At 33.9% G+C, this 26,251-nt stretch carries 26 protein-coding genes and 1 tRNA gene; 16 read left to right on the forward strand and 11 right to left on the reverse strand.

The window, feature by feature from the left end; genetic code table 11:
* The coding region (gene rgy / locus DMP16_RS01035) for a reverse gyrase (protein WP_143576830.1) at positions 1-3,404 on the forward strand (3,404 nt) is incomplete at its 5' end.
* Here rgy and DMP16_RS01040 read toward each other — a convergent pair.
* On the reverse strand, positions 3,369-3,638 hold the full coding sequence (locus tag DMP16_RS01040) for a DNA-binding protein (protein WP_069281713.1): 270 nt from the start codon (positions 3,636-3,638) through the stop codon (positions 3,369-3,371). The genes rgy and DMP16_RS01040 overlap by 36 nt on opposite strands.
* Positions 3,639-3,797: 159 nt before the next feature.
* The gene (locus DMP16_RS01045; RefSeq protein ID WP_069281711.1) at positions 3,798-6,593 is read right to left on the reverse strand and encodes a DEAD/DEAH box helicase; all 2,796 of its coding nucleotides are present in this window, start codon (positions 6,591-6,593) and stop codon (positions 3,798-3,800) included.
* 74 nt (positions 6,594-6,667) lie between these two features.
* On the opposite strand from DMP16_RS01045, the gene DMP16_RS01050 reads away from it, so the two are divergent.
* The 15 genes from DMP16_RS01050 (at position 6,668) to DMP16_RS01120 (ending at position 19,916) form a co-directional block, all read left to right on the forward strand.
* Entirely contained in the window at positions 6,668-6,907 is a 240-nt protein-coding gene (locus DMP16_RS01050) for a hypothetical protein (RefSeq protein ID WP_069281705.1), read from the forward strand.
* Positions 6,908-7,044: 137 nt separating this feature from the next.
* Positions 7,045-8,493, forward strand: a complete 1,449-nt coding sequence (locus DMP16_RS01055; RefSeq protein ID WP_069281703.1) for an RtcB family protein — start codon at positions 7,045-7,047, stop codon at positions 8,491-8,493.
* Positions 8,490-9,431, forward strand: a complete 942-nt coding sequence (locus DMP16_RS01060; RefSeq protein WP_143576831.1) for a deoxyhypusine synthase — start codon at positions 8,490-8,492, stop codon at positions 9,429-9,431. The genes DMP16_RS01055 and DMP16_RS01060 overlap by 4 nt, the downstream gene beginning before the upstream one ends.
* A gap of 28 nt (positions 9,432-9,459) precedes the next feature.
* A complete protein-coding gene (locus tag DMP16_RS01065) occupies positions 9,460-11,055 on the forward strand; it encodes a DNA topoisomerase VI subunit B (RefSeq protein ID WP_069281699.1) in 1,596 nt (531 codons plus the stop codon).
* The gene (locus tag DMP16_RS01070) at positions 11,052-12,221 is read left to right on the forward strand and encodes a DNA topoisomerase IV subunit A (RefSeq protein ID WP_069281697.1); all 1,170 of its coding nucleotides are present in this window, start codon (positions 11,052-11,054) and stop codon (positions 12,219-12,221) included. Before DMP16_RS01065 ends, DMP16_RS01070 begins: the two co-directional genes overlap by 4 nt.
* Positions 12,222-12,553: 332 nt before the next feature.
* The gene (locus DMP16_RS01075; protein WP_069281695.1) at positions 12,554-12,949 is read left to right on the forward strand and encodes a translation initiation factor IF-5A; all 396 of its coding nucleotides are present in this window, start codon (positions 12,554-12,556) and stop codon (positions 12,947-12,949) included.
* 2 nt (positions 12,950-12,951) lie between these two features.
* Positions 12,952-14,289: a signal recognition particle protein Srp54 gene (locus DMP16_RS01080; protein WP_143576832.1), complete on the forward strand. Its 1,338-nt coding sequence runs from the start codon at positions 12,952-12,954 to the stop codon at positions 14,287-14,289.
* Positions 14,261-15,358 (forward strand): pseudouridylate synthase, encoded by a 1,098-nt coding sequence (locus DMP16_RS01085; RefSeq protein ID WP_231961213.1) that lies wholly within the window; start codon positions 14,261-14,263, stop codon positions 15,356-15,358. The genes DMP16_RS01080 and DMP16_RS01085 overlap by 29 nt, the downstream gene beginning before the upstream one ends.
* Before the next feature lie 18 nt (positions 15,359-15,376).
* On the forward strand, positions 15,377-16,243 hold the full coding sequence (locus DMP16_RS01090) for an NAD(P)-dependent oxidoreductase (RefSeq protein WP_069281689.1): 867 nt from the start codon (positions 15,377-15,379) through the stop codon (positions 16,241-16,243).
* Positions 16,244-16,249: 6 nt separating this feature from the next.
* Positions 16,250-17,047: an SDR family oxidoreductase gene (locus tag DMP16_RS01095; protein WP_069281687.1), complete on the forward strand. Its 798-nt coding sequence runs from the start codon at positions 16,250-16,252 to the stop codon at positions 17,045-17,047.
* A 111-nt stretch (positions 17,048-17,158) separates the two neighbouring features.
* On the forward strand, positions 17,159-17,341 hold the full coding sequence (locus DMP16_RS01100) for a chromatin protein Cren7 (protein ID WP_069281685.1): 183 nt from the start codon (positions 17,159-17,161) through the stop codon (positions 17,339-17,341).
* A gap of 31 nt (positions 17,342-17,372) precedes the next feature.
* Positions 17,373-18,053 (forward strand): UMP kinase, encoded by a 681-nt coding sequence (gene pyrH / locus DMP16_RS01105; RefSeq protein ID WP_069281683.1) that lies wholly within the window; start codon positions 17,373-17,375, stop codon positions 18,051-18,053.
* Between the two features lie 5 nt (positions 18,054-18,058).
* Complete coding sequence (locus DMP16_RS01110) at positions 18,059-18,334, forward strand: hypothetical protein (RefSeq protein WP_069281679.1); 276 nt, start codon at positions 18,059-18,061, stop codon at positions 18,332-18,334.
* A 63-nt stretch (positions 18,335-18,397) separates the two neighbouring features.
* Positions 18,398-19,783 (forward strand): homocitrate synthase, encoded by a 1,386-nt coding sequence (gene lysS, locus DMP16_RS01115; RefSeq protein WP_069281677.1) that lies wholly within the window; start codon positions 18,398-18,400, stop codon positions 19,781-19,783.
* A gap of 34 nt (positions 19,784-19,817) precedes the next feature.
* Positions 19,818-19,916 (forward strand) — tRNA-Leu (locus DMP16_RS01120).
* Positions 19,917-19,947: 31 nt separating this feature from the next.
* Here the strand turns inward: DMP16_RS01120 and DMP16_RS11510 are convergent.
* From DMP16_RS11510 to DMP16_RS10805, 9 genes are all read right to left on the reverse strand, one after another.
* The gene (locus DMP16_RS11510) at positions 19,948-20,280 is read right to left on the reverse strand and encodes a hypothetical protein (protein ID WP_231961212.1); all 333 of its coding nucleotides are present in this window, start codon (positions 20,278-20,280) and stop codon (positions 19,948-19,950) included.
* The gene (locus tag DMP16_RS11515) at positions 20,243-20,428 is read right to left on the reverse strand and encodes a carbonic anhydrase (protein ID WP_306416236.1); all 186 of its coding nucleotides are present in this window, start codon (positions 20,426-20,428) and stop codon (positions 20,243-20,245) included. Before DMP16_RS11515 ends, DMP16_RS11510 begins: the two co-directional genes overlap by 38 nt.
* Positions 20,425-20,550, reverse strand: coding sequence for a hypothetical protein (locus DMP16_RS11520; RefSeq protein ID WP_269465966.1), 126 nt, complete (start codon positions 20,548-20,550; stop codon positions 20,425-20,427). Before DMP16_RS11520 ends, DMP16_RS11515 begins: the two co-directional genes overlap by 4 nt.
* Positions 20,551-21,309: 759 nt before the next feature.
* Entirely contained in the window at positions 21,310-21,993 is a 684-nt protein-coding gene (gene rpiA / locus DMP16_RS01135; RefSeq protein WP_069281675.1) for a ribose 5-phosphate isomerase A, read from the reverse strand.
* A gap of 82 nt (positions 21,994-22,075) precedes the next feature.
* Positions 22,076-22,468 (reverse strand): cupin domain-containing protein, encoded by a 393-nt coding sequence (locus tag DMP16_RS01140; protein WP_069281673.1) that lies wholly within the window; start codon positions 22,466-22,468, stop codon positions 22,076-22,078.
* Between the two features lie 154 nt (positions 22,469-22,622).
* A complete protein-coding gene (gene pyk, locus DMP16_RS01145; protein WP_069281671.1) occupies positions 22,623-23,957 on the reverse strand; it encodes a pyruvate kinase in 1,335 nt (444 codons plus the stop codon).
* Positions 23,957-24,469, reverse strand: a complete 513-nt coding sequence (locus tag DMP16_RS01150; protein WP_069281669.1) for a DUF1955 domain-containing protein — start codon at positions 24,467-24,469, stop codon at positions 23,957-23,959. Before DMP16_RS01150 ends, pyk begins: the two co-directional genes overlap by 1 nt.
* A gap of 65 nt (positions 24,470-24,534) precedes the next feature.
* Positions 24,535-25,647, reverse strand: a complete 1,113-nt coding sequence (locus DMP16_RS01155; protein WP_069281667.1) for an FAD-dependent oxidoreductase — start codon at positions 25,645-25,647, stop codon at positions 24,535-24,537.
* A partial coding sequence (locus DMP16_RS10805) for a hypothetical protein (protein ID WP_185957793.1) occupies positions 25,644-26,251 on the reverse strand: 608 nt, incomplete at its 5' end. The genes DMP16_RS10805 and DMP16_RS01155, both read right to left, overlap by 4 nt.

A 26,251-nucleotide genomic window follows, 5' to 3' on the forward strand; every position in this document is an offset into this window, starting at 1 on the left:
GTTTGCAAGATGTTAACCATATTGATATACAAGATCAATTAACAAAAATAAAAACCATATATGAAATATTAATTAATAATGGAAAAATTATAAACTATTGGAGTTTATACTATAATGTTTCACTATACGAAAAGGTATTTGAGTATTTTAGGAGAAAAACGGGCTATCAGCCTTGGTCACTACAGAAATTATGGTTAAAGAGGCTCGTAGATAATCAAAGTTTTACATTGTCAGCCCCAACGGGGTTAGGAAAAACCACGACATTAATGGTATATTCAACATACTTAAATGAAGACGTAGTTTACATTGTACCTACTAAATCATTAGTGGATCAGGTATGCGAAAGACTAAGAAAATTAGGGGGAGAGGTTTCATGTGGTAAAGTTGAAGATCATAAGTTAAATGTAATTACTGTAAGCTACTTGAATAAGAACTCCGATACTATCACTGTTAAGCCTAAACTAGTTATTATAGATGATGCCGATGCAGTAGTGAAAAGCGGTAAAACTACAGATAGACTAGTTTCGTTGCTTGGCGTACCAAGAGAAGTGTACAATAGTGCGATCCAGCTGACTAGACTAAAACAAAAGTTTCTACTTAATAGCGATAATGATGAGATTAAGGAGAGAATAAGGGATTTAGAACTAAAGATAGCAAGTTTTAATGAAAAAATATCTCAATTGGTTGTAGCAAGCGCGACTATAAGACCCAAAGGCATAAAACAGAAAGCATTACGATTGTTAACTGGATTCGAACCGGCTTCTGTTCAACTCTATGCCAGAAATATCATAGATTCATATGAGGAAAATCTGGATTTATCGATTATCCAAAAATTGGGAAGCGGCGGTTTAATTCTAGTTTCCAAAGAATTAGGAAGAGATATGATGAAGAAAATAAAGGATGAAATACAAGAATTTGGTTTAGAGACAAAGCTAGCGATAAGTGGTAGGAGGTTCTTGGATGAGTTCTCTAGTGGTAAAGTAGATGTCTTAATCGGTTCAGCTTCATATTATGGTGTAGCTGTAAGGGGGATTGATGAACCTAAGAAATTAAAGTATGTGGTATTTTATGGAGTTCCTAAGACAAGAATTAAGTTATATAACGCCATATCTAATCCATTTACCCTACTTAGAGTAGCTAAGGTTTTAGGACTCGATGTGTCAAGGATACAGAATGATGTTCTATTTCTTAACTATTCTGAGGCACAGCTTATAAGATACTCTATACTGAATAATGAAGATATAAATAATGAGAAATTACAAAGAATTAAGAGTAATCTATTAGAATATATATCGTTAATAAAAGATAAATTAAAAGATATAAATAGTAGTACAATAATATCTGATAATTTTGTAATAAGTTATGAAAATTCAAGTTATTATATGACCTATCCTGATGTTATAACTTATCTTCAAGGTTCGGGGAGATCAAGTAGACTATATAACGGTGGTCTCACTTTAGGTCTATCAATTGTTTTAATTGATAATAAATTAATATTTGAAATTTTGAAGAGAAGGTTACAAAGGATGTTACCTGAGATAGCATTTAAGGAATTATCAGAATTGAATCTAGATATGGTTAAGCAGCAGTTAGATTCTTCAAGAAGAGACGAAGGAGAGAGGACGCAATTTAGTATAACTACTGGATTGCTGGTTGTAGAATCTCCGACGAAAGCTAGGACAATTGCTAAATTGTTTGGAAGACCGTCAATTAAACTATATAATCGTATTCCCGTCTATGAGACGATTATAGTAGATGGTAAAAACATATACGTAATGAATATTGTAGCTACTAAAGGTCATATAACCGATTTAACTACTGATAAATTAGGCTATTACGGAGTAAAGGTAGATGATAGTGATATAATACCTTATTATGTACCTTTATCACGCTGTTTAGATTGCAATAAGATTTTCTCCTCAACTAATTATGACAAATGTCCATATTGTGGATCAGAGAACGTTTATTCTTCAAAAGCTATTATCGACTTGCTCAGGCATTTTTCACTATTTGTTGAAAAAATTTATATAGCCAGTGATCCGGATGCAGAAGGCGAAAAGATAGCTTTTGATGTGTCTTCACTGATTTCTCCGTATAACTCTGAAGTATATAGGGTTAAGTATCATGAGATAACTAAGAACGCTATTCTTAATGCGTTAAGGAATCCTCAAAAGGTGGACGTAAATCTGGTAATGAGCCAAGTTGCTAGAAGAGTAGAAGATAGATGGATAGGGTTTGAGCTGAGTAAAATACTAAAGAATAAGTTTAACGACTTTAATCAAGGGGCGGGCAGAGTTCAAACGCCGGTCCTAGGTTGGATAGTTAACAGAACTATGAATTACAAGAGTAATCTAGGTTACATCGTTTATATAGATATCAATGGCTATATTATTAAAAAATATTTTAAGGATAGAAAATCTGCTGAAGAGTATTTGAAAAGTGTAGAAAAAATTAGTATAGAGAAGGTCAATGAACAAAAGATCCTTCTATCTCCATTACCCCCATTTACCACTGACAGTTTACTGATAGAGGCTAACTCGAGATTTAAGTTTACCGCCAATTTAACTATGAAGATCGCTCAAGAACTGTTCGAGGCTGGTTTAATAACATATCATAGAACTGATAGTACTCATATATCTTCAGTGGGAGTAGCTATTGCTAAAGAGTACTTAGAAAAGCACGGATTATCCTTAGATTTCATACCTAGAAATTGGAGCTCTGATGAGGAAGGGGCACATGAAGGAATAAGACCTACCAGAGCAATCGACGTTAATGAGTTGGTTCAAGAAATCGAGGAAAACCCCTTTAGATATCCAATAAGGTTTACCAAATATCATTTCATGCTGTATGATCTAATATTTAGGCGATTTATAGCTAGTCAGATGAAGCACTCTATTGGAATTAAGACTAAATATAAAATTATAATGAATGAAAATGATTATATTGAAGCAGAACTTATATCCAGTACTATTGGTGGTTTTGCAAAAATATATGATATAAAAACGCATAACTTGCCAATAGGTGAAATAAACCCAAGAATAACGCTAAGCAGAGGGTCTAGTGAGCAATTGCCTACGTATTCCGATATAATATCGTTAATGAAATCCAAGGGTATAGGAAGACCTAGCACATACGCTAAGACTATCGAGAACTTATTAAGGCACGGATATGTTATCTCTAGCAAGAAAAGATCCTATCTGATAGCAACCCGAAGAGGAATTAATGTTTATCAGTACCTCAGCTCTAAATTCCCTCATCTCATATCAGAGGAGCGTACTTCAAAGCTGATGAGTATACTAGACGATATATCATTAGGCAGAATCAATGCTTCTAATGTGCTAATTGATGTTTATAGTGAGATATTATCTTCAGTAAACTCTCTTAAGCTTGAGCAAGATGTATGAGATTCTTCTCCTATCTTTAACTTCACTTCCAGTCTCTACTCCTAATAATTGTACTCCCTCTCCTAATCTATCCTTTAATGTATTGTAAATGTCGACTGCCTTTGAAATTTCTTTACCTACTCCCTTAAGTTTGATTTCATTCAGACCTTGATTGAACATTACTATTATATCTAAAACATGGTCTTCTACACTTTTAGATCTTCTAACTATTACTTCATTTATTTTCTCTGACATTTTATTCTCACGAGACCAAAATAGGTTTATAAAAATAAATCTAACCCATATTATAAGTTATGATAAGAAAGGTAGTTTTTCTTATTCTATTATCAGTAACACGGGCCTTTATCACAGATCAAATGGAAGGGCTTCATCACTCATTTCTAAAAGTAATTACTAGGAGTATTTTAAGTTTTGTAGATATGCTACTGCGTTTAACATTAAGTATATTATTATATCCTTCTTAACGTTATAATATTTTTGGTAAACTTGATATGAAGTATCTATAGCTTCTTTAATCTTAATCTCATCCACGTCATTGAATGGTATTTTTCTTAATATCTCGTCTGAACTATTCAACAAATCTTTTGGCTTAAATAATATTTCTATCTGATTATCACCAGATCTTAGTGTAGCCAAGAATATTTCATTTAAGTTTAAAGGTGCAAATGACGAATAATATTCTTCTGAATTAACTATATTAACAAAATCCTCATATAAACACCATCTAGTTTCCCTGCAATCAACGTCAATAAAGTAAGTAACTCTGTACTTGTTTCCGCTTTTTCTCATTTGTTTAAGCTTATTCTCAAGGCTCTTATTAGGAATGCCTAAAACTTCAGCTAATTCATTAATCGTATATGCTCCACCTTTTAACGCGTGATATATGGTTACGTTTAGGTCAAGTAGCCACGGCCTTATCTGAACATGTGATGAAACAGCATTTGCAAATGGAGTTGGTTTATCTATGTAAACAATTTTTATCTCGCCTCTTTTGACCTTATCAATAAACTTTAACGTTCTTCTAATGTTAAAGTATTTATTTAGCGTTTGCCTTAGCGCCTCCTTGATAAGGAATTTATCTTCCTTTATATCAATTTTTGAAATTTTTCCAAAACTTGCTCCAATCTCTTTTAATGTCGCTATAAAGAAAGGTGATCTCCTTATAGATCTAACTATCATTTTCTTAATCTTATCCTCTTCTATAGTTGAAATCTCCTTAAGTAAATCCGTGGGAGAACCTCTTATCGCGAACCCATATATAGAGCTTCTAGCGTAAGCGTTTAATGTATACTTCTTTATCACCAAATATAAAAGTAAATGGGCTAAGGTGTTAGACACTTTTTCATCGATTAGGGTGCTATATATCCATTCGTTATCCCTTTTTTCCACTATTATGGTATTTTTAATTGGTATTTCAATTCCTTGCGTAGCGTAATCGTTAATTATTCTAAATAGTGCTTTCCTAGATTCCTCATCAAGGATTTCATCTATTAGAGAATTATATTTTTCAATATTATTGAATAATTTTCTTATAAATTTAACTATAATTGGTGATTTAGATGTACTTTCTCCCTTCCAAATAGGTATTTCTCCTTCTACCTCATTTGCGGGTATAACGTCTATTGTAGCTTTATTCATATTTATTTTAACTACCTTCCAGAACTTGCCACTAATTCTTATGACATCATTAGACCTAACATGCTTGAAAACATAGATTGAGTCAATTTCACCTATAGTATTTCCGTTGTATTTAAGAGAAAATGTATCATTATTATTTATCAGAGAGAAAAATTCAGCAAAGTCTTTACCCCATGCTATCTTAGAATCTTTATTAAATCTCCATATTTTAAAGAAATTTGCGCCTATTTTCAATTCATCCCCTTCTATCTTTATTATATTATTCTTTACTAAGTAGTTTATTAACTGTAAAAATTCGGAATAAGTTAGATTATTATAAGCGAAAGCTCCATGTATAATGTTATATGCTATTTGTAAGTTGATTTTTTGATATTGCAATAGCATTCCCAGTAATTCCCTTGCGACTATATCAAGGCCATTATCTATTAATGGTCTTTCAATTATTCCTCTTCTAGCTGCTTCATATAGAGCTAGACCTTCTATTACATCATAATCATAGTAACATATGATATCACCTTTAGGAGTACCTTTAACTATATGGCCACTTCTACCTAATCTCTGCAAGAAAGAAGCTACTGACGTAGGAGGCCTCAGCATTATAACTTTTTTTATATCTCCAACATGTATTCCTAACTCTAAAGTTTTTGTGCAAACTACTGCTTTAGCGTTCCCACTTCTTAGCCCATCTTCAGCCAAATTCTTTAAATCTCGAGATACAGAAGAGTGATGGACGTAAATTTCTGTGTTGCCTAACTTCTCCAGCTCTTCATGCAATCTCTCTGTTGAAAACCTAGAGTTTGTGAAAATTAAACTAGGCTTTTCTATTAATTGGTTAATCTTTTCTGCAGCCTTCTTCCATAGCATTTGGTCACTATCGACTTTATGTATGTTTATTTCGAATTTTCTAGCTTCATCTAATTTAACAATTGCAGATGGCCTCTTTGATGAGCCAAAGAGGAAATTAGCTACCTTTTCTGGATCACTAATGGTTGCGGATAAGCCTATTCGCTGGAAGTCGTATTCTATGAAGTACTTTAACCTTTCTAGCAGAACTGATAGTTGGGTTCCTCTTTTAGAACTAATTAATTCATGAACTTCATCTATTATTATCCATTTAACGTTCTTGTAGTGTTCTCTAAATCTACTAGCCCAATCTAAATCTATTTCTAATCCTTCTGGAGTAGTAACTATTATATGGGGAATCTTCTTTAATCTCTGATTTTTCTCCTTCTGAGGTACTTCACCATGTTTTCTATTTACTAGGAATCCTAATCTTGAAGACCACCATTCAATTCTATATAGTAAATCATTAATTAGAGCCTTTAGTGGCGTAATATAGATTAGACTAACTGGTTTTGCGTTTTCGCTTATCATTTTATTTAAGATAGGTAATAAGGCAGCCTCTGTTTTTCCATAACCGGTTGGAGCTATAATTAGGGTGTTTTTTCCTTCATCAATTGGTTTGAAGGACATTTCTTGAATTTTATTTAAGCCACTCCATTGTTTTTCCCTAATCAGATGCTTTAATCGCTGATCTAGTTGATCTGGCATTAATTATCACACCAAAATTGTTGGATAGCAACATTTACCGCTATTTTTAAAAATATAAAATCAACGTTCAATCTATGGATAATAAATATATCTGTAGTATTTGTGGTAGAACTTTTCCTGAAGGGCAAGGTATAAAAATTGAAATTGTAGGAGAAAAGTTATATTTTCATAGTAAGTCTTGTGCATATAAGTTTCTAAAAGAGGTAATCTTGAACTCAGATTCAGATTGTATAGGCTCATCAGTAAAGAATATACAAAGAAAATATAAAGAAATTCTTGAAGATAAGGCAAAGAAGGCGCAAAAGAAAATTTAAAAATATAAATTGACTTTAATTGGAATATCTATTTTAGATTACTAGTAAATTAAATTTCTGTATTTTTCCTCCATTATCTCCGAACATTATTAGGTATAAATTTATTTATTTTACGACGTAATTATGGATGGATCGAAATGCAGATTAACCTTGTTAGAGTTAGTCCGTATGAATGGAGGATAAATAAAGGTCATCAAGCTTGCATGAAGGTTCCAGTTACCGTATTTGCCGATGACATATTAATAGAAAAAATGAAACAAGACTTAACGTTAAATCAAGCAGTTAATGTAGCCTGCCTACCCGGCGTTCAAGAGTCTGTTTACGTACTTCCTGATGGTCATCAAGGTTACGGTTTCCCAATAGGTGGAATTGCTGCCACAGCCATTGATGAAGGTGGTGTAGTAAGTCCAGGTGGTATTGGATATGATATAAATTGTGGAGTTAGATTACTTAGAACTAACTTAGATTATAGTGATATTAAACCTAAATTAGCCGATCTCGTAGAAGAATTACATAGAAATATCCCAAGTGGAGTTGGAAGTGAAGGGAAGGTTAAATTAACTTCTCAGCAACTAGATCAAGTTTTAGCTGAAGGTGTAGCTTGGGCAGTAGATAAGGGGTTTGGTTGGAAAGAAGATATGGAACATATGGAGCAGCATGGAAGTTGGGAGATTGCTGACCCGTCAAAAGTCAGCGTCATAGCTAAACAAAGAGGGAGTAGTCAGCTGGGCACATTAGGTGCGGGAAATCATTTCCTTGAGGTTCAAGTAGTTGATAAGATATATGATGTAGAAGTTGCTAAAGCGTTAGGGATTACTCACGAAGGACAAGTAATGGTAATGGTTCACACAGGATCTAGAGGGTTAGGGCATCAAACTGCTAGTGATTATCTTCAAATAATGGAAAGAGCCATGAAGAAATACAACATACAATTGCCAGACAGAGAATTAGCTGCAGTGCCATTCGAAAGTAGGGAAGGACAAGATTATTTCCACGCTATGGCTTCAGCTGCTAATTTCGCGTGGACAAATAGACAGTTAATTACCCATTGGGCTAGAGAAAGTTTTGGCAGGGTATTTAGAACAGATCCTGAAAAATTTGACTTACATATAATATATGATGTCGCCCATAATATTGCTAAAATAGAAGAGTATGTAATTGAAGGGAAGAGGAAAAAAGTTTTAGTGCATAGGAAAGGTGCTACTAGAGCATTTCCGCCTAATAGTCCAGAAATACCAGCAGATCATAGGAATATAGGCCAAGTGGTTTTGATACCTGGTAGTATGGGTACAGCCAGTTATGTAATGGTGGGAATTCCAGAAGGAAGGAGAACATGGTTCACGGCACCTCACGGTGCTGGTAGATGGATGTCTAGGGCTGCTGCAGTTAGGAGTTATCCAGCTAACAGTGTTGTAGAGACCTTAGCGGAGAAAGGAATTGTAGTAAGAGCTGCTACAAGAAGAGTAATAGCAGAAGAAGCTCCTGGTGCATATAAAGATGTAGACAGAGTAGCTAGGACAGCACATGAAGTTAAAATAGCTAAATTAGTGATTCGTTTAAGACCAATTGGGGTAACTAAAGGATGATAAATAGAGATGAATTATTGAAGGAACCTATTGAAGACCTTAACTTAAAGGATCTGAGAAATTATGCAAATATTATTTCAGACATTTTTGAAAAAGTATATGGATTCAGCAGTGAGGGAATAATAAGAGCATCTCAAGTGCTTAAGGAAATGATGAGAGAAGCTGATCTTAGATTTTTATCATTTACAGCAAATTTAGTATCTACCGGTTTAAGAGGTTTGTTTGCTGACTTAATAAAAGAAGGATACTTTAACATTATAATAACCACTGGTGGAACCGTAGATCACGACATTGCTAGAAGCTTTGGTGGCAAGTATTATAAGGGGTCATTTGATTTTGATGATTCAGTTTTAAGGGAGTTGGAAATTCATAGACTAGGTAACGTCTTAGTTCCTTTTGAATCTTATGGAAAGGTAATAGAGGATGTTGTGAGGAAATTTATACCCGAAATAGTTAAGGATAAGAAGGAAATATCCGTTTATGAACTTCTGTGGGAGTTCAGTGAAAGGATCTCAGATTCTAACTCCATTTTAAAAGCTGCATATGATAAAAAAGTTCCAATAATTGTACCGGGGATAGTTGACGGTAGCTTTGGTACGAATCTTTTCATACAGTCGCAGTTTTATAATTTTAGAATTAATTTATTTGAGGATATGAAATTAGTTAAAGATTTGATTTTCTCTTGTAAAAAGAGCGGTGCTCTTATCATTGGAGGTGGTATTAGCAAGCATCATACAATCTGGTGGAATCAATTTAAAGATGGTTTAGATTATGCTGTATATGTCACTACAGCACAAGAGTATGATGGTAGTCTGAGCGGGGCCAAGCCTAGAGAAGCTATCTCATGGAATAAAATTAAGCCTGATGCAAAAAATGTTACAATTTATGGTGATGCTACAATAATATTACCTATTTTGTCTGCGTCTTTATTAAGCTAAACTGTTCTATATATAAGGTGTAACACTTATGTCGGCTAGTAAGGAAAAATTTACCAGCTTATCACCGGCAGAATTCTTTAAGAGGAATCCGGAATTAGCAGGATTCCCTAATACGGCTAGAGCTCTCTATCAGACTGTTAGAGAGCTAGTTGAAAATGCTTTGGATGCGACTGATGTTCATGGAATTTTGCCTAATATTAAGATAAGTATAGATTTAATTGATGCCAACACGCAAATATACAAAGTTAATGTAGCAGATAATGGTATAGGAATACCACCTCATGAGGTTCCTAACGCGTTTGGAAAAGTTCTCTACAGTTCTAAGTATGTCAATAGGCAAACCAGAGGTATGTATGGGCTAGGTGTAAAAGCTGCGGTTCTGTATAGTCAAATGCATCAAGATAGGCCAATAGAGATAGAGACTTCGCCAATTAACTCAAAAAGAATTTATGTTTTTAAACTGAAAATTGATATAAACAAAAATGAACCAATAATAGTAGAAAGAGGATCTGTAATTAATGATAAGGATTTTCATGGCACTTCAGTAGCAATATACATACCAGGGGATTGGACGAAGGCTAAGTCTAGGGTATATGAGTATATAAGGAGAACCTATTTAATAACACCTTATGCTGAGTTTATATTTAAGGATCCAGAAGGTAACGTGAATTATTTCCCTAGGCTAACTAATAAAATACCAAAACCTCCACAAGAAGTTAAACCCCATCCATACGGTGTTGATAGGGAAGAGATTAAAATAATTGCCAATAACCTAAAAAAGGACTATACAATTAAAGAATTTCTCATAAATGAATTCCAGAGTGTAGGTGAGATAACTGCTGATAAAATATTAGAGTTAGCAGGGCTAAGAGGTAATAAGAAGGTCAAGTCATTAACTGAAGAAGAGATAACTAGGTTAGTAGAGGCTTTCAAGAAATTTGAAGATCTTAGACCGCCTAGTGCTGATTCCTTGTCTGTAATAGGGAGTGATTTAATTGAGTTAGGCCTTAAGAAAATCTATAACCCCGAATTCGCAGTTGCTGTTACTAGGAGACCTAAGTCTTATCAAGGTCATCCTTTCGTTGTAGAGGTAGGGATAGCATATGGCGGAAATATTCAAGCTAGCGAAGAGCCTATCGTATTAAGATATGCTAATAAAATCCCATTGATATATGATGAGAAGTCTGATGTTATATGGAAGGTAGTAGAGGAAATGGATTGGAAAAGATACGGAATTGAGGGAGAGCAATATCAAATGGTCGTCATGGTTCATTTATGCAGCACTAAGATACCTTATAAGAGTGCTGGAAAGGAGAGTATAGCAGAAGTAGAAGATATAGAGAAAGAAATAAGGAACGCTTTGATGGAAGCAGCAAGAAAAATGAAGCAATTCTTAACTGAGAAAAGAAAGGAAGAGGAAGAGAAAAAGAAATTATTAACTTATCTTAAATATATTCCTGAAGTGAGTAGATCTTTCTCCATATTTATGTCAGATGGTAATAGGGAGGCAGCTTTAAAAATTCAAAATGAGTTGGAGAATGAGCTGTTTAAGCTTATCTCAAGGAAGCTAAATTTAATTAACATTGAAGAATATAGAAAATTGTATAGGGTAGATAGTGAATGAGCTCAGAATTAACATCAAAAGTAGATAAAGAAGCTAGAAGGAAAGCTGCTAACGTTTTAAAGGGAAGAATTTTGAATGTTTTAGAGCAAGTTAAGAAAGGAGAACCATTAGTTATGGAAATACCTATGCGAACATTATCTAATACAATTTACGATGAAAAAAGGAAGTTATTATTACTAGGTGAGAAGAAGCTTAAGCGAAATTTCCTTGACCTAAACGAAGCAAGGAGATTTATGCAAACTTTATTAATGTCCTCAATAATTTATGAAGCTCTAATTAATGATGAGTATCCAACTATACGTGATTTATACTACAGAGGTAAGCATTCACTTTTATTAAAATCTATCAATGATAACAAAATAGTATCGGAGGAGAATACGTGGGATGAGCAAAAGGAGTCAGACAGTGTAATAGCTGATATAGAAGTATTCACTTCTCTATTGAGAGAAGAGATGTTAATATTAAGCAAAGAGAAGGGTAAAGTGGTAGGGAATTTAAGAATAAGAAGTGGTAATGATATTATAGATCTCAGCAAAACAGGTCATGGTGCGTATGCTATTGAACCTACTCCGGATTTGATAGATTTCATAGACATTGATGCAGAATTTGTTCTAGTCGTGGAGAAGGATGCGGTATTTCAACAATTGCATAGAGCAGGATTTTGGAAGCAATATAAGTCCATTTTAATAACCAGTGCCGGACAACCAGATAGGGCTACTAGAAGGTTCGTTAGAAGACTAAATGAAGAATTGAAACTCCCAGTGTATATTCTCACCGATGCTGATCCTTATGGATGGTATATATTTAGCGTATTTAGGATAGGCTCAATAACGTTATCTTATGAGAGTGAGAGACTAGCTACACCAGAAGCCAGATTTTTAGGTGTTTCCATGAGTGATATTTTCGGAAGTTCTAAGAAGAAACCATATCTTAGTGATGTTGAGAGGAGGAATTACATAATCAGAGCTAAGGATGCAGATATTAAGAGGGCTGAAGAGATTAAGAATTATCAATGGTTTAAGACTAAGGCATGGCAGGAAGAAATTAATACTTTCCTCCAAAAGAAGTCAAAATTGGAAATAGAGGCTATGGCTAGTAAGGGTCTAAAGTTCTTAGCTTTTCAGTACCTGCCAGAGAAGATAAAGAGTAGTGATTATATTAGTTAATTCAGCCGAGACAGGTTATTTCATCTTTTTGTCAAAATAGCTCTCTCATCATTATTATTCGATATAACCTAATATTTCATTAAAAGTGTTTCTCTTGCATGTGTTGCAATAGATATATATGCTTTTTTGAGAACTTATGTCAAAACTGATATTAAGTAGTCTTTCCGTATTGCAGTTTGTACACCTTACCTTCCATGGCATAGTTTAATAATGGGATCAGTATAAAATAAAATTGCTGTGAAGACCTAGCTAGGGCTGAAGTGTGATGAAGGGCCAAAGCTCGGAGCGTAAGAGTTTAAAGTTCAACTGTTTTATATCATTAAGGGTTAAAAATGAGCATAACTTACACGACAGTTGGTGAGTTAAAAGAAGGTAGTTACGTAGTAATAGATGGCGAACCTTGTAGAGTTGTCGAAATAACTAAAGCTAAGACTGGTAAACATGGCAGTGCTAAGGCTAACGTAGTTGCAATTGGTGTTTTTAGTGGCGCTAAAAAAACCTTAATGGCTCCAGTGGACCAACAAGTAGAGGTTCCAATCATAGAGAAGCACGTTGGACAAATAATTGCAGATATGGGGGACAAAATACAAATTATGGATCTAGAGTCTTATGAGACGTTCGAAATGGAGAAGCCAAATGAGGACGAACTAGCATCAAAAATAAGACCAAACGCAGAAATAGAATATTGGGAGATTATGGGAAGGAGAAAAATTGTTAGGGTCAAGTAATAATGTTAGAGAATTTAAGGGACGCGGTTAGAAAATTTCTCACTGGTTCTACACCCTATGAGAAAGCAGTAGATGAATTCATAAAGGATCTTCAAAAGGCTCTTATTTCAGCTGATGTTAATGTTAAGTTAGTTTTTTCATTAACTTCGCGGATTAAAGAAAGATTGATTAAAGAAAAACCTCCATCTATTTTAGAGAGAAAGGAGTGGTTTATATCTATAGTGTATGACGAATTATCTAAGTTATTTGGAGGAGATAAGGAGCCTTCTGTTAACCCTACAAAGAACCCCTATATAATAATGTTAGTTGGAGTTCAAGGAAGCGGAAAAACTACTACTGCCGCAAAGATAGCATATTTCTACAAGAAGAAGGGATATAAAGTGGGGTTAGTAGCTGCTGATACATATAGACCTGCTGCATTAGATCAATTAGTGCAGTTAGGCCAACAAATTAATGTTCCAGTTTATGGAGAAAGGGATAATAAAAATGCTGTTGAAATAGCTAAAAATGGTATCTCAAAGTTCAAAGATAATATGGATATAATAATAGTTGATACTGCGGGTAGACACGGGTATGGAGAAGAGAATAAGCTATTAGAAGAGATGAAAGAGATATATGAGGCTATTAAGCCAGATGATGTAATATTAGTTATAGATACATCAATAGGGCAAAAAGCATATGATCTAGCCTCAAGATTTCATCAAGCGAGTCCAATTGGGTCAATTATAATTACTAAAATGGACGGTACTGCTAAAGGTGGTGGAGCTTTATCTGCGGTAGCTGCTACTGGAGCCACAATAAAATTTATCGGTACTGGAGAAAAAGTAGATGAGCTTGAAGTATTCAATCCAAAGAGATACGTTTCACGAATTCTTGGGATGGGAGATATAGAGACAATCCTAGATAAAATTAAGGGTATGGAAGAATATGAGAAGGTCCAGAAGAAGATGGAAGATGTCATGACAGGAAAATCTAAATTAACTTTGAAAGATGTTTATGATCAGCTGATAGCACTAAGAAAAATGGGACCATTGTCTAAGGTTCTTCAGCATATACCGGGTCTAGGCGTCATGTTACCTATGCCAGATGAAACTCAGTTAAAGATAGGTGAAGAGAAGATGAAGAAGTGGATCTCGGCACTTAATTCTATGACATACAAGGAGTTAGAGAATCCAAATATAATTGATAAATCTAGGATGAGAAGAATTGCTGAAGGTTCAGGGTTAGAGATAGAAGATGTAAAAGAGCTTTTAGAATGGTATAATAATATGAACAAGTTGCTAAAGATGGTGAAGAGAAAGAGGGGAGATTTTGAGAAGTTCTTCAAGGGAAAGATCTAGTATAATAGATACAGTTATTAAAATCTTATCCGAGTATCCATTATGTGATAACTGCTTAGGTAGGTGTTTTGCTAAATTAGGTTATGGGTTGGATAACAAGGAAAGAGGAAAAGCAATAAAGACGTTTCTTATTTTATATCTTGATCATAAAATAAAGAATCACGAAATTGAGGATCTTTCTATAGTAAAGGAGATTTCTCAGAACATGGGGGAATTATCTAAAAATTGGTTCAATTTATATTTTTCATCTGATGAATTTCAAACTAAGAAATGTTATATTTGTGCTAATAAGATTGAGGAATATAAAACAGATTTTCTGGATAAATCTCTACAGATAATTAAAAGTAAACAAAGAAAGTATGTGCTTGGGGTAGAATTAGATGAAGAAATTAAGATGAAAGAGAACGAAATAATGAATAAATTCAATCTATTTTATATGGAAAGTATTAAAAATGAAATAAAAAGGGATGTCGGGAAGAGGTTAACTCAACTTGGTTTTCCTCCGGATATCGATAATCCAGATATAGAGCTAATATATACAATTTCTACGAAAGAGGTTAAAATATTGGAGAAACACATTAAAACTCTATATGTTTATAATCGCCTAACAAGAAATTTACCTATTTCCTCGTGGTTCTCTAAAGATAAAGAGGGTTTAGATAATCTACTAGGTAAGAAAATAATATTAGCTTTTTCTGAACCATCGGATGTAAGGATAATTACAGAATATCCATTAATTATAGAAGATGAGGAAAGGGAAAAGATAAACATTAATGGTTATAATATTGTAAAAATGATGAGCGTTGGAAAGAAGGAGATTGAGAGTATTTCAAATCTGAAGCCATCAAGGAAAAAATATAGAGTGACAGTATATTCTCAAACTAACCCTCCAGATTCTTTTAAACTGTTCGATAATATTTACGATATTTTTATTGACTGCAAATCTTTTAATGAATTAAAAGAGAAATTAGATAAGATGAAACTTGAAAGTAACATGATAGTACTATCAATAGATTTGATAGATGTGGAAGGTAGGATTAATAATTTAGTAGAAACATACATTAAGTAGGATTTAAGATATAAAGTTATGAAAATAGGTCTTATCGGACTAGGTGTAATGGGATATAGAATAGGGGCAAATCTAGCTAAAGCATCTAAATTAGATTTAGTATATAATAGAACTCAACAAGTTGCGGATAAGTTCTCAAAAGATTATGGGGTAGCTAAAGCTTCTAGTATCGAAGAATTGGTGAAAAAATCTGATGTAATCCTCACCATGTTAGCTGATGATAAAGCTGTGAGCTCTGTAGTTGAGCCAATAATTCCGCTTATGAAGGGTAAAATACTTGTTGATATGAGTACTATAAGCCCTACGCTTAGTATAGAATTGGCTAAGAGAATATCTGAAAATAATGGAGTTATGTTTGATTCACCAGTAATAGGGACTTCAACGTTTGTTGAACAGAAGAAGTTAGTAGTGTTAGTAGGCGGTCCTAAGGATAAATTTGATATAGTTCATGATATACTGAAGGAGACCTCTTCGGCAGTAGTTTATATGGGTAACAATGGAATGGGTCTATATGCTAAACTTGTTAATAACTTACTATTAGCCTCCTACGTGGTAGCGATTGCTGAAGCATATAATTTTGGGTTAAAAGCTGGATTAGATCCTAAGCAAATCTCAAATATACTAACTAATTTAAGTAGTGCTAGATCACCTACTACTGAATTAAAGGCACCTAAGTTAGTTAATGAAGACTACTTAGTTCAATTTGCTACAAAACATATGAGAAAGGATCTAGAAATTATTATTAGAGAGTCTCAAAATTTGAAAGCAATTACTCCGCTTTCCTCAATTTCATTGCAGCTGTATAGAATGGCTGAAGCTTTAGGCCTCTCTGAAAAAGATTTCATATCTGTAGTAGAAGTCTTCAAAAGCCTTTCTCCCAAATAGTAAACTATGAATATAAACATTTCAGGTAAAAGGGTTCTAATTACAGCCTCCACAGAAGGTATAGGTAGGGGGGTTGCTGAAGCCTTTTTGCGTGAGGGTTGTAATGTTGTAATATCATCTAGGAGTGAACAAAAACTTAATAAGGCATTAGCGGACTTAAGGCAAATCAGTCCGTCTATATGGGGCTTCATATCAGATCTAACTGTTGAAAGTACTTTAGAAGAACTCGTTATGAAAGCAGTTGAGGTGATGAAAGGAATTGACGTGCTCGTAGTTAATTCTGGAAATCCTCCAAAAGAACCTTCTTTTTTCTTTGAAAACTCAATGCAAGATTGGGAATATTCAATAAGATTATACTTGCTTAGTGCGATAAAACTTGTAAATTTAGTTTATCCATATATGAGAGAACAAAGATGGGGTAGGATATTTTTCTTATCGTCGTGGACAGTAAAGGAACCTCAAAGATTGTTTTCTTTAGCTGATATAACTAGAGCTCCATTAATTCAAATGGCTAAGCTCCTAAGTAGAGAGCTAAGTCAATTCAATATAACAACTAATGTTATTCTGATGGGTAGCTTCGATACTGAAGGCGCTAGAAGATCGTTAAAGAAATACGCTGAAAAGGTAGGTCAACCTGTGGAAGTGGTATGGGAAAAAGAGGTTTTATCTCAAATACCTCTACGTAGATCTGGAGATATTAAGAATGAGTTAGGATCTCTGCTAATTTATCTCTCGTCAGATTATGGAAGTTATGTTAACGGTTCCTATATATTGATCGATGGTGGGATAACTAGATCAGTTTGAAAGCTAATGGAAATCTTTAATATTACCCTTGAAGGACTGAAGGTATTATACCTCACATAAGTCATGGAAAGGTTTATAAAATTAGTCCTATAACATTACTATAGATAGAATATGAGCTCAAGTAAGAAGTCTGTAAAAGTTAAGACGCCTAATGGGAAAGAGATAGAACTAGTGCCAGAGAAAGCTTGGGCTTTAGCACCAAAGGGTAGAAAAGGAGTGAAGATAGGACTTTTCAAAGATCCAGAGACTGGAAAATACTTTAGGCATAAATTACCGGACGACTATCCCATATAACTTTAAAATCACTAACTTTTTTCCCATATTGATGAACATTATTTTAAAGATAAGTGGAAAATTTTTTGATGAAGATAATGTAGATAATTTGAGATTGTTAAAGGAGAGTGTTAAAGAACTAGTAGAACAAGGCTATAGAGTAGGAGTAGTAACTGGAGGAGGAAACACTGCAAGGAGATATATAAAGTTGGGGAGAGAGATTGGCATAGGCGAGGCTTATCTTGACTTATTAGGAATATGGGCGTCTAGATTAAACGCTTATTTGGTAATGTTCACCTTGCAAGATTTGGCATACATGAAAGTTCCTCAAAGTTTAGAGGAGTTTATAGAAGCTTGGTCTCATAGTAAGGTAGTTGTTACTGGTGGCTTTCAGCCAGGGCAATCTACCGCTGCAGTAGCATCATTAGTAGCTGAGGCTTCTTCATCAAAAATTTTAGTGATGGCTACCAATGTAGACGGTGTATACGAGAAAGATCCTAGAATTTATTCTGATGTTAAACTAATACCTCGTCTAAATACAATGGATTTGAGGAAGATTTTAGAGAATTCTCAATCAGTTCAAGCTGGAACTTATGAGCTACTCGACCCACTAGCTATAAAGATAGTGGAGAGATCGAAGATAAAGGTAATAGTTATGCACTACAAAAGATTGAACAAAATAATTAATATACTGAATGGAGAGGAAATATCATCTATAATAGAACCAATGTGAGTCTCATGTCAATCTTAGAAGAAGAAGAATTTAGAAAATTAAAAGGGTATAAAGGGAAAATAAATTATAATGCTCTAGCTAGAATCTTAGATGAAATAGAGCTAGATTTGAAAAGTAGCAAGGATATTAAGACCTCTATAATCTATATTTACACTAATCATTTGGAGGAAGTTAAGAAAAATAAGGAGTTCTATGAGTTAGTAGCTGAAATATTGCAAAAGTATTATCAAAAGATAGGTATTGAGAATGTTAATCAGTTGATACTAAGCATTCTTAAATAATTCTAATTTCGAACCCCTCTTTACCGAATTTATTATATATCCTTTACTTAATCTCTTTTTCCAATGATAAAAGTTGGTATATTAGATTCAACTCTTAGAGAAGGTGAACAAACTCCTGGTGTTGTATTTAATATTGATCAAAGAGTCGAAATAGCTAAGGCTTTATCTGATTTAGGAGTTTCTATGATAGAAGCAGGACATCCTGCAGTCTCTCCAGATATTCATGAAGGGATAAAGAGAATAGTAAAAATGAAAAAAGAGGGTATAATAACATCTGAAATAGTTGGTCATAGTAGGGCGGTTAAAAGGGATATAGAAATTGCTGCTGAATTGGAGGTTGATAGGATAGCAATATTTTATGGGGTTAGTGATATTCATTTGAAAGCAAAACATAAGGCGTCTAGAGAAGAAGCGTTAAACGTTATAGCAGAGACGATAAGTTATGCTAAATCTCATGGGGTAAAGGTAAGATTTACAGCAGAAGATGGTTCTAGAACGGATCTAAACTTCTTGACGATAGTATGTAAGACGGCAAGAGACTCTGGAGCAGATAGGGTAAGCATAGCGGATACGGTAGGTATCTTATATCCTTCAAAAACTAAAGAATTATTTAGCTATCTAGCAAGAGAAGTCAAAAACTTAGAGTTTGATATACATGCTCATAACGATTTAGGACTAGCAGTAGCCAATTCGTTGGCTGCAATAGAGGGCGGGGCTACAATAATTCACACAACCGTTAACGGGTTGGGGGAAAGAGTAGGCATAACTCCCCTACAACAGATTGCAGCTGCAATAAAGTATCATTTCAATATAGAGGTAGTAAAATTAGATAAATTGCAATATGTATCTAGTATAGTCGAGAAATATAGCGGAATTCCTATGCCACCAAACTATCCAATAACTGGGGATTATGCTTTTGTGCATAAAGCTGGAGTTCACGTAGCTGGAGTTTTAAGCGATCCAAAGACGTACGAGTTTATGCCACCAGAGACTTTTGGCAGGTCAAGAGACTACACCATAGATAAATATACTGGTAAACACGCTTTAAGAGACAAATACGACAAACTAGGAGTAAAACTAAGTGAGATCGAATTAGATCAGATATTAGCTAAAATCAAATCTAATCCAACCATAAGATTTTACAGAGATGTAGACTTGTTAGAATTAGCTGAGGAAGTGACTGGGAGAGTACTAAAGCCTAGACCACCGGAACATATAGAAGCTATGATTTCAGTTAAGTGTGATTCAAACGTTTATACCACTGCAGTAACTAGACGTATATCAGTTATTCATGGTGTAAAAGAAGTTATGGAAATCTCTGGCGATTACGATATTATAGTAAAAGTGGAGGCTAGAGATTCAAACGAATTGAACCAAATAATCGAGAGTATAAGAGCAGTTAAGGGTGTTAGGTCAACTTTAACTTCTCTAGTGCTTAAAAAGATGTAAAATCTTTTAAGGCTTGAAAACTAAGATTTTTATTGCGGGGGTGCCCGAGCTGGTCAAAGGGGGCGGACTCAAGACCCTTATGTAAGAGATCCGCTGGCGAAGGCCTACGCGGGTTCAAATCCCGTCCCCCGCACCTTTATGAACATGGTATTTCTAAGTTTTTGTTACAATACCGTGTTGAAATCTGGTGTTTCAGCACATACTAACCGATTAGGCTTCCTTAGCCTATGCGTTTTTACCTCATATACATAACCCGATATTTTAACATCCATAGTTATTAGAGGATGATTTCTTAGGATTCCCACGTTTTTAATCGCCATTTCGTCAGGAGAGTTTACACCTAAATCCTGATAGAATTTAAACCATTTTATGAAATCTTCTTCTGAAGAGAGTCGAAACGCAGGTAATAAGGGGTCTAATTGAATCTCTGTGGGCTTTATTCCTTTTCCTTTAAAGTATTCAATCGCCCTCTTTTCCAGTAAACCTAAACATTCCACAATCAGTATGCGTTACTACAATTATCTCCTTAGTTCCGAAGAAATTTGTAGTTAACGTGACAGATCTTATAGCGTCATCAGTTACTATTCCACCAGCGTTTCTGAAGATATGTGTATTATCAGGCTGTATGCCTAAAGCTTGTTCTATATGAACTTTTCATCCATGCACGTTAATACCCATAATCTTCTATTATTTGGAATGCCTTTCACTCTTCTTAACGCATGGCCTTCAAGTCTCTCTAATTCCAGTTCTATATATTCAGATACCATCAATTAATAATGCCGATTACTATTGTAATATGTGTATCCTACGAAACCTTTATATTCCTAAATCAGTTTTTATATCAGATATCATAAATATTGTATTTATACTAAAATCTTTTTAATTTTTCCCATTACTTCACAGAGTTTTACTGTATCACCTACTATCTATTAACTGACTTCCTCCCTGCCCTAAAGGGTGGTGATTCCCTTAGCGCGTCTCATTGGTTCCCTTATTGATTCGGAATTACATCTCTCATGTGAGGGGCAGTCGAGAGGCTCAGAGAATCCCTCTCGTCTGCATATAGAATTGGCTTCAAGAATTTTTCCATTCCCGTCATTAAGGATTAAGCTTTCCTCACTTTTGTAATCTGCATTATCAAGAATCAGCGATGTATGAGCTCTTATCCTTATTTACTGCTATTATCATCTTAGAATATCTTATACTCGCTATATGTTGAGGTTGCCCCAGAGGTTCTTAAGGCTATATATAAATGGGCCTTATCCTAGATCTAGATAAACCCATTCTTGAAGATACATTATATTTATGATTATATCAAAAAGATAATTAAATTGCCGTTCACATGAAATTGTTGAAGAATTGAGGAGATGGGTTTCCAATTTAATATAAAATTGATTCTAGCTCATGAATAATTTTTATATTAATAATAAATGTAAAGAAATCTAAAGTGAAATTTATATTAGATTTTTGAATAACAAGATGGCTGAACTATTTAGAGGTGATTTGGTATTGGGGGATTAAGTGGGTTAAAGGTCTGAACTCCTTACTATTTCTTCTATTCTTCCATTTTCATCAGCTATTATTACTTTATCGTATAAGTCTTTACAAAACACTCCAGTTTCAACTATACCCGGTATCTTTTTAATTATTTCATTAAATTTACATAACTCTTCGGCTTTTACTACAACATCTAATATTGCGTTTCCGTTGTCGCTTATTACCGGACCAATCTTTCCAGAGCCTTCTCTATACTTAACGGCGTATCCGTTATCTTCTAAGTATTTCATAATATAATTTATACTCACGCTAATAACTTCCACTGGTACTTCATATAATTTATTCCTTTTCATTTTATTCGAATCTCCAATAAAAATTCTCTTTTGTGAAAAATAAGTGAGAAGTTTCTCCCTAAATAGTGCTCCTCCTCCACCTTTAATTAAGATTCCATCTTGCGTTATTGTATCGAAGCTATCAATATATACTTGGGGTCTTATTCCAGAGAAGAGCGTAATTACATTAAAATTGTTTTTAGACAATTCTATTTCAGTATCGATGGAGCTAGCAACGAATAATTTATCTTTCTTTAAATCCTCGTGCTTGCTCATGACTTCTATTAGCTTTCTGATAGTCTTACCTGTACCTAATCCAATTATGTTAATATCCTTCACATACTTTATACTATATTCTGTTAAAACTTCCTTTGGATCCATAGGTAGTGTATTATAAGATTTGATTTTAAAGCTAAAGGGAAAGGTTAAAAACATTAGAGTAAGAAACAGTAAATGGATTAGGTTATGCGTGCTTTCCGCAGTTATCTTGAAGTGGAGTTATTCTCATATCATCTTCATAAGAGATTATACAAATGAATTCAAAATCCTCATCATTTTCATTTATTAATTCGTGTGGAACATCAGAATTTATGAAGACGAAATCTCCGTATTTAACTTCCCTCGCATCACCGTTTGCACATACTTTACCTTTTCCTTTTAGAATTACTAGAGTTTCCGTGTATTTATGTTTATGATGGGCTATAATTCCTTTAGGCTTAATAATGAAGTGTCTTACGGCATACTTTTCGTTACCGTGCTGTCTTGTTATGAGCCATTGTATGTATGCATCTCTTGATCCTCTTACTTGTACTTCCTCTATTTTAACATCCTTAAAGTTTCCGAAATAATAATCCATATTTACTCATTATTTTCCTCTAAAACCGATTATTAACTTTTATTCATACTGATATTCTCCTAGCCCTACAAGGGCAAGGCTTATCCTCACTTTGTCAGTTCTTGCAACCATTTGCTCATCAATCACTGAGCCTGGAAGTTCATCATTTAAAAAATTAGCTAATAATTTTGATAATGATAAAATTAGTTTTTCCTTCCTCTTGCTTAGGATCCCCACCGACAATTACAACCTTTTTATAATTACCGTTTTTAGCGGTCTCAAGAGATTTTTCAACTATTTGATCTAATGTGTCAACTTTTTTATCAATTACAGCTGGAACTACAGCATAACATAATTTAAACCTCCTAGCTAGTTTATAATTAGGGCATATGCCTATGATTTCTTTTTGTGGTCTCAGCCTAGATATGCGTAGGATTGAGTTACCTGATCTACTGTAAACTAATATCGCGTCAGCCTTAGAAATTTTTGACGCATTTACTGCTGCTAATGCAATAGCATCATCTTCATTATTTAGGGGTCTTATTGCTCTATGTTTTACACTCTTTTCCACGTTGGTTATAATGTTATGTAACACTTTTACACTCTCTATGGGATAATTGCCAATTGCAGTTTCATCGCTTAGCATAATTGAATCTACTCCTTGGATTATAGAATTCGAAATATCGATAATTTCCGCTCTAGTTGGTAGTTGATTATTTATCATTGAAGTCAAAACTTGAGTGGCTAATATGACTGGTTTACCGAAAGTTCTAGCTACTTTTACAATCTTCCTTTGAACTAATGGTAGGTTTTCTAATCCTATCTCCACACCTAGGTCTCCTCTAGCTACCATTATCCCATCTGAAACCTTTGTTATATTAACTAAGTTTTTCAGAGCTTCACTCTTCTCTATCTTAGCTATTACCCATACATCATCCCCTACAATCTCCTTAATCTTCTGTATATCGTTTTCACTGATGACAAAAGACAGACCTATGTAATCAGCTCCTAAATCTAATGCTTTCTTAAGTAGCTTTATATCGTTTTCCGTAATTCCAGATTTGAGATTCACATTAGGTATGTTTATTCCCTTTCTAGGCATTAGGATTCCTTCTTCTTCTACTATTCCCTCTACCTTGTTTTTACTCACTGAGATTATTTTAACTCTTATAGTACCATCGGCTATCAGTACATACGATCCCTCTTTTACTGCAGAGTAAAACAGTTCATCACTAACTGGTACTCCCTCATTTTGCGAAAATATTATTCTGTCTCCTTTTTTCAATTCTATTGGTTTTTTAAGATCTCCTATCCTTAATTTAGGTCCAGGCAGATCAGCTAGAATGCTAGAATTAGATGCATAATCTTTTAATAGGTCAAAATACTTTTTGTGAGATTCTTCATTACCATGAGCTAAGTTTATCCTGAAAACATCAACGAAAGCACTCAATTCATGAATTTTATCTTCTGATGAAGGTCCTAAAGTGGCAACTATTTTTGTCTTTCTCATCACATTACCTTACTTATTATATCTTTAATATTTTCACACGCTTCTTTTACACCACTTTCACATATCTTTTTAATTATCTCATTAGATTCTTTAATAGCTCCCAACTTTTTATATGCATTTGCAATCTTTATTAAAAATTCAGCACTAACGTTCATGTTTATAATCTCACTATACAATTTGTCTAATTGATCTTTTTTTCCGGACGAAATTATTGCCTCTAATGCTAAATCTACGTTTTCACTTGTTTTTTTCAGAATCGCGTAACAGTAAGGTATTCTCTTAACATTAGCACAAACTGATATATTGAATATCTTCCCTAAGGAATCTAAAACACTCACTACCGCTTTACATTCTGCCGCGTCTATTATGTTACAAATAACCCAGTTAGACTCCTTAATATTTTCTGAAGTTATGGTCTTAGATAATAAATCAATTCCCTGTTCTACAAATCCGTCTAGAATCAACTTCTTAGCTTCAATTAATTTTCTTCTAAGTTCTTGCGAGTCGCTCATCAATAATACTTTATCTTCTAATGGTTTAAATTATTTCATATAACCGGATCTCTAATTTTTTGGAATTAAAGAGAGAGTTGACTTATATTAACTATATATCTAGAGAAATAATCTATATTACTAATTTTATTTAACGCTAAGTCTGTCACATATCTTCCCATAGCTGGTCCATAACTCCATCCTAATCTGCAACCTCCAGTTGCTATTATAAGATTCCCTTCTTTCCCAAGTATAGGAAAGCCATCCGGTGAACATGGTCTAAATCCCATTTTAAGATCCATAACGGAAGAGATATCGATCAGATTTTTTACCCTTTTCAAAAATAATTCTGCTCTGTCAGAATTATATGAGAAATCTGCATCAAATCCTCCAGTAATTTTTATGTGATCGCTAAGTGGAGAGACAGCAACTCCTTCCTCAGCTAATACAAAAGCTTTACTTATTTTAGCTACTCCTTTAATTCTATAACCATATCCCTTAAATGCCGTTACCGGTAAATTTAGGTTCTTAGTCCAAATTCCAGCTGAAACAACTACTATATCGTATTTTTCATCATCTATATATCCATTTCTCGTTACCTTCTTAACTTCCTTATTTATTACTCTTATTTCTTTGAGTTCTCTTCTCATTCTTTCTATAAATTTCTCTGTAGAAATTCTACTTAATTCTGGGAAGAAAATTCCACCGACAAATCCTTCTACTTCAGCTACCTCAAATTTAGGTTTAAAAGGGCTTCTCTTCTCATCCTCTATGCCTTTTTCAAGTTCCTTTTGATTCTTATAAACCTCTAGTAAACCATCATCGTGATAATCAAAATCATTTTTCTCCTCAGCTAGCCTTTTGTACTCTTTAAGAGAAAAATCAGCCATTTTCTTAATCTCGCTCCACACATAGTCAGGAGGGCTTTTATTCAGATTTCTTAATAATTCTACAAGCCATGATTTGTTAACTTCTTTTATTTCAGTAGATTTATAAATTTTATAATTTATCATTTTTATAATCATACTTGTAGTATTTATTCTATCAAATCTATACGGCTCAATCAACCCTGCAGCATGTATCGACCCAGCTCCTAAGAAATTTTTCTCGTAGATAGTGATATCGTCTAATCCCTCTTTGAGAAGATAATAAGCAGAGAATAAACCGGTTATTCCTCCACCCACAATACCGATTTTCAAGTTAAGTCTTTAATTAATTTTTCAGCTAACTTTTTAATTTTACTTTTTCTTAAGGTAAGCTCTTCGAGATATTTTCCGTATGCCTTTAATTCTTCTTTTGATATGAAGCCAGTGTTAGTCAATTCAAGAGCCGCTCTCCACGCATATATCCTTATATTGGCTTTTCTATGTTTCAAAAAATTAAGAAATCTCTCTTTATCTTCCGTAGAATAAAATATTCCTTCCTTAACCAAAGTAACGAACATTCTCCAAGCTTTCTTTCTTACAGTAGAGTATCTACTTTTTAATAATCTCCAATACGAATTTCTGATTGATAACATTATACTCCTTTCAACTAACCCTAAGTTTATTAGCTCTAAGACGTTACTCCACGCTGACCATTTAATCTTATCAGAATTCGCTTTCAGAGCTCTCTCTATTCCTTTAACATTAATTGCCTTATAAATATTCAAATTTTTCCACGCATCATCTCTAATGTTTTGATAGCTATTCCATAATAATGATCTTAAATATCCCTTATATTTTTCTAATTTATTTGAATTTCCACTCTCTATAATAAAGTTTATACATTTCCACGCGATATCCCTTTTCTCCTTTCTTTTAC

The sequence above is a fragment of the Sulfolobus sp. B1 genome, from assembly GCF_007050195.1.
Taxonomy (GTDB): domain Archaea; phylum Thermoproteota; class Thermoprotei_A; order Sulfolobales; family Sulfolobaceae; genus Saccharolobus.

Bases quoted from the DNA above. Each gene is read 5' to 3' on its own strand.
- DMP16_RS01075 (WP_069281695.1), top strand. From the start codon at position 12,554: ATGAGCATAACTTACACGACAGTTGGTGAGTTAAAAGAAGGTAGTTAC.
- DMP16_RS01090 (WP_069281689.1), top strand. From the start codon at position 15,377: ATGAAAATAGGTCTTATCGGACTAGGTGTAATGGGATATAGAATAGGG.
- DMP16_RS01100 (WP_069281685.1), top strand. From the start codon at position 17,159: ATGAGCTCAAGTAAGAAGTCTGTAAAAGTTAAGACGCCTAATGGGAAA.
- DMP16_RS01110 (WP_069281679.1), top strand. From the start codon at position 18,059: ATGTCAATCTTAGAAGAAGAAGAATTTAGAAAATTAAAAGGGTATAAA.
- DMP16_RS11520 (WP_269465966.1), bottom strand. From the start codon at position 20,550: ATGGTATCTGAATATATAGAACTGGAATTAGAGAGACTTGAAGGCCAT.
- pyk (WP_069281671.1), bottom strand. From the start codon at position 23,957: ATGAGAAAGACAAAAATAGTTGCCACTTTAGGACCTTCATCAGAAGAT.
- lysS (WP_069281677.1), top strand. From the start codon at position 18,398: ATGATAAAAGTTGGTATATTAGATTCAACTCTTAGAGAAGGTGAACAA.
- DMP16_RS01050 (WP_069281705.1), top strand. From the start codon at position 6,668: ATGGATAATAAATATATCTGTAGTATTTGTGGTAGAACTTTTCCTGAA.
- DMP16_RS01045 (WP_069281711.1), bottom strand. From the start codon at position 6,593: ATGCCAGATCAACTAGATCAGCGATTAAAGCATCTGATTAGGGAAAAA.
- DMP16_RS01080 (WP_143576832.1), top strand. From the start codon at position 12,952: ATGTTAGAGAATTTAAGGGACGCGGTTAGAAAATTTCTCACTGGTTCT.
- DMP16_RS01060 (WP_143576831.1), top strand. From the start codon at position 8,490: ATGATAAATAGAGATGAATTATTGAAGGAACCTATTGAAGACCTTAAC.
- DMP16_RS01065 (WP_069281699.1), top strand. From the start codon at position 9,460: ATGTCGGCTAGTAAGGAAAAATTTACCAGCTTATCACCGGCAGAATTC.
- pyrH (WP_069281683.1), top strand. From the start codon at position 17,373: ATGAACATTATTTTAAAGATAAGTGGAAAATTTTTTGATGAAGATAAT.
- rpiA (WP_069281675.1), bottom strand. From the start codon at position 21,993: ATGGATCCAAAGGAAGTTTTAACAGAATATAGTATAAAGTATGTGAAG.
- DMP16_RS01070 (WP_069281697.1), top strand. From the start codon at position 11,052: ATGAGCTCAGAATTAACATCAAAAGTAGATAAAGAAGCTAGAAGGAAA.
- DMP16_RS01140 (WP_069281673.1), bottom strand. From the start codon at position 22,468: ATGGATTATTATTTCGGAAACTTTAAGGATGTTAAAATAGAGGAAGTA.
- DMP16_RS01095 (WP_069281687.1), top strand. From the start codon at position 16,250: ATGAATATAAACATTTCAGGTAAAAGGGTTCTAATTACAGCCTCCACA.
- DMP16_RS01040 (WP_069281713.1), bottom strand. From the start codon at position 3,638: ATGTCAGAGAAAATAAATGAAGTAATAGTTAGAAGATCTAAAAGTGTA.
- DMP16_RS01055 (WP_069281703.1), top strand. From the start codon at position 7,045: ATGCAGATTAACCTTGTTAGAGTTAGTCCGTATGAATGGAGGATAAAT.
- DMP16_RS01150 (WP_069281669.1), bottom strand. From the start codon at position 24,469: ATGAGCGACTCGCAAGAACTTAGAAGAAAATTAATTGAAGCTAAGAAG.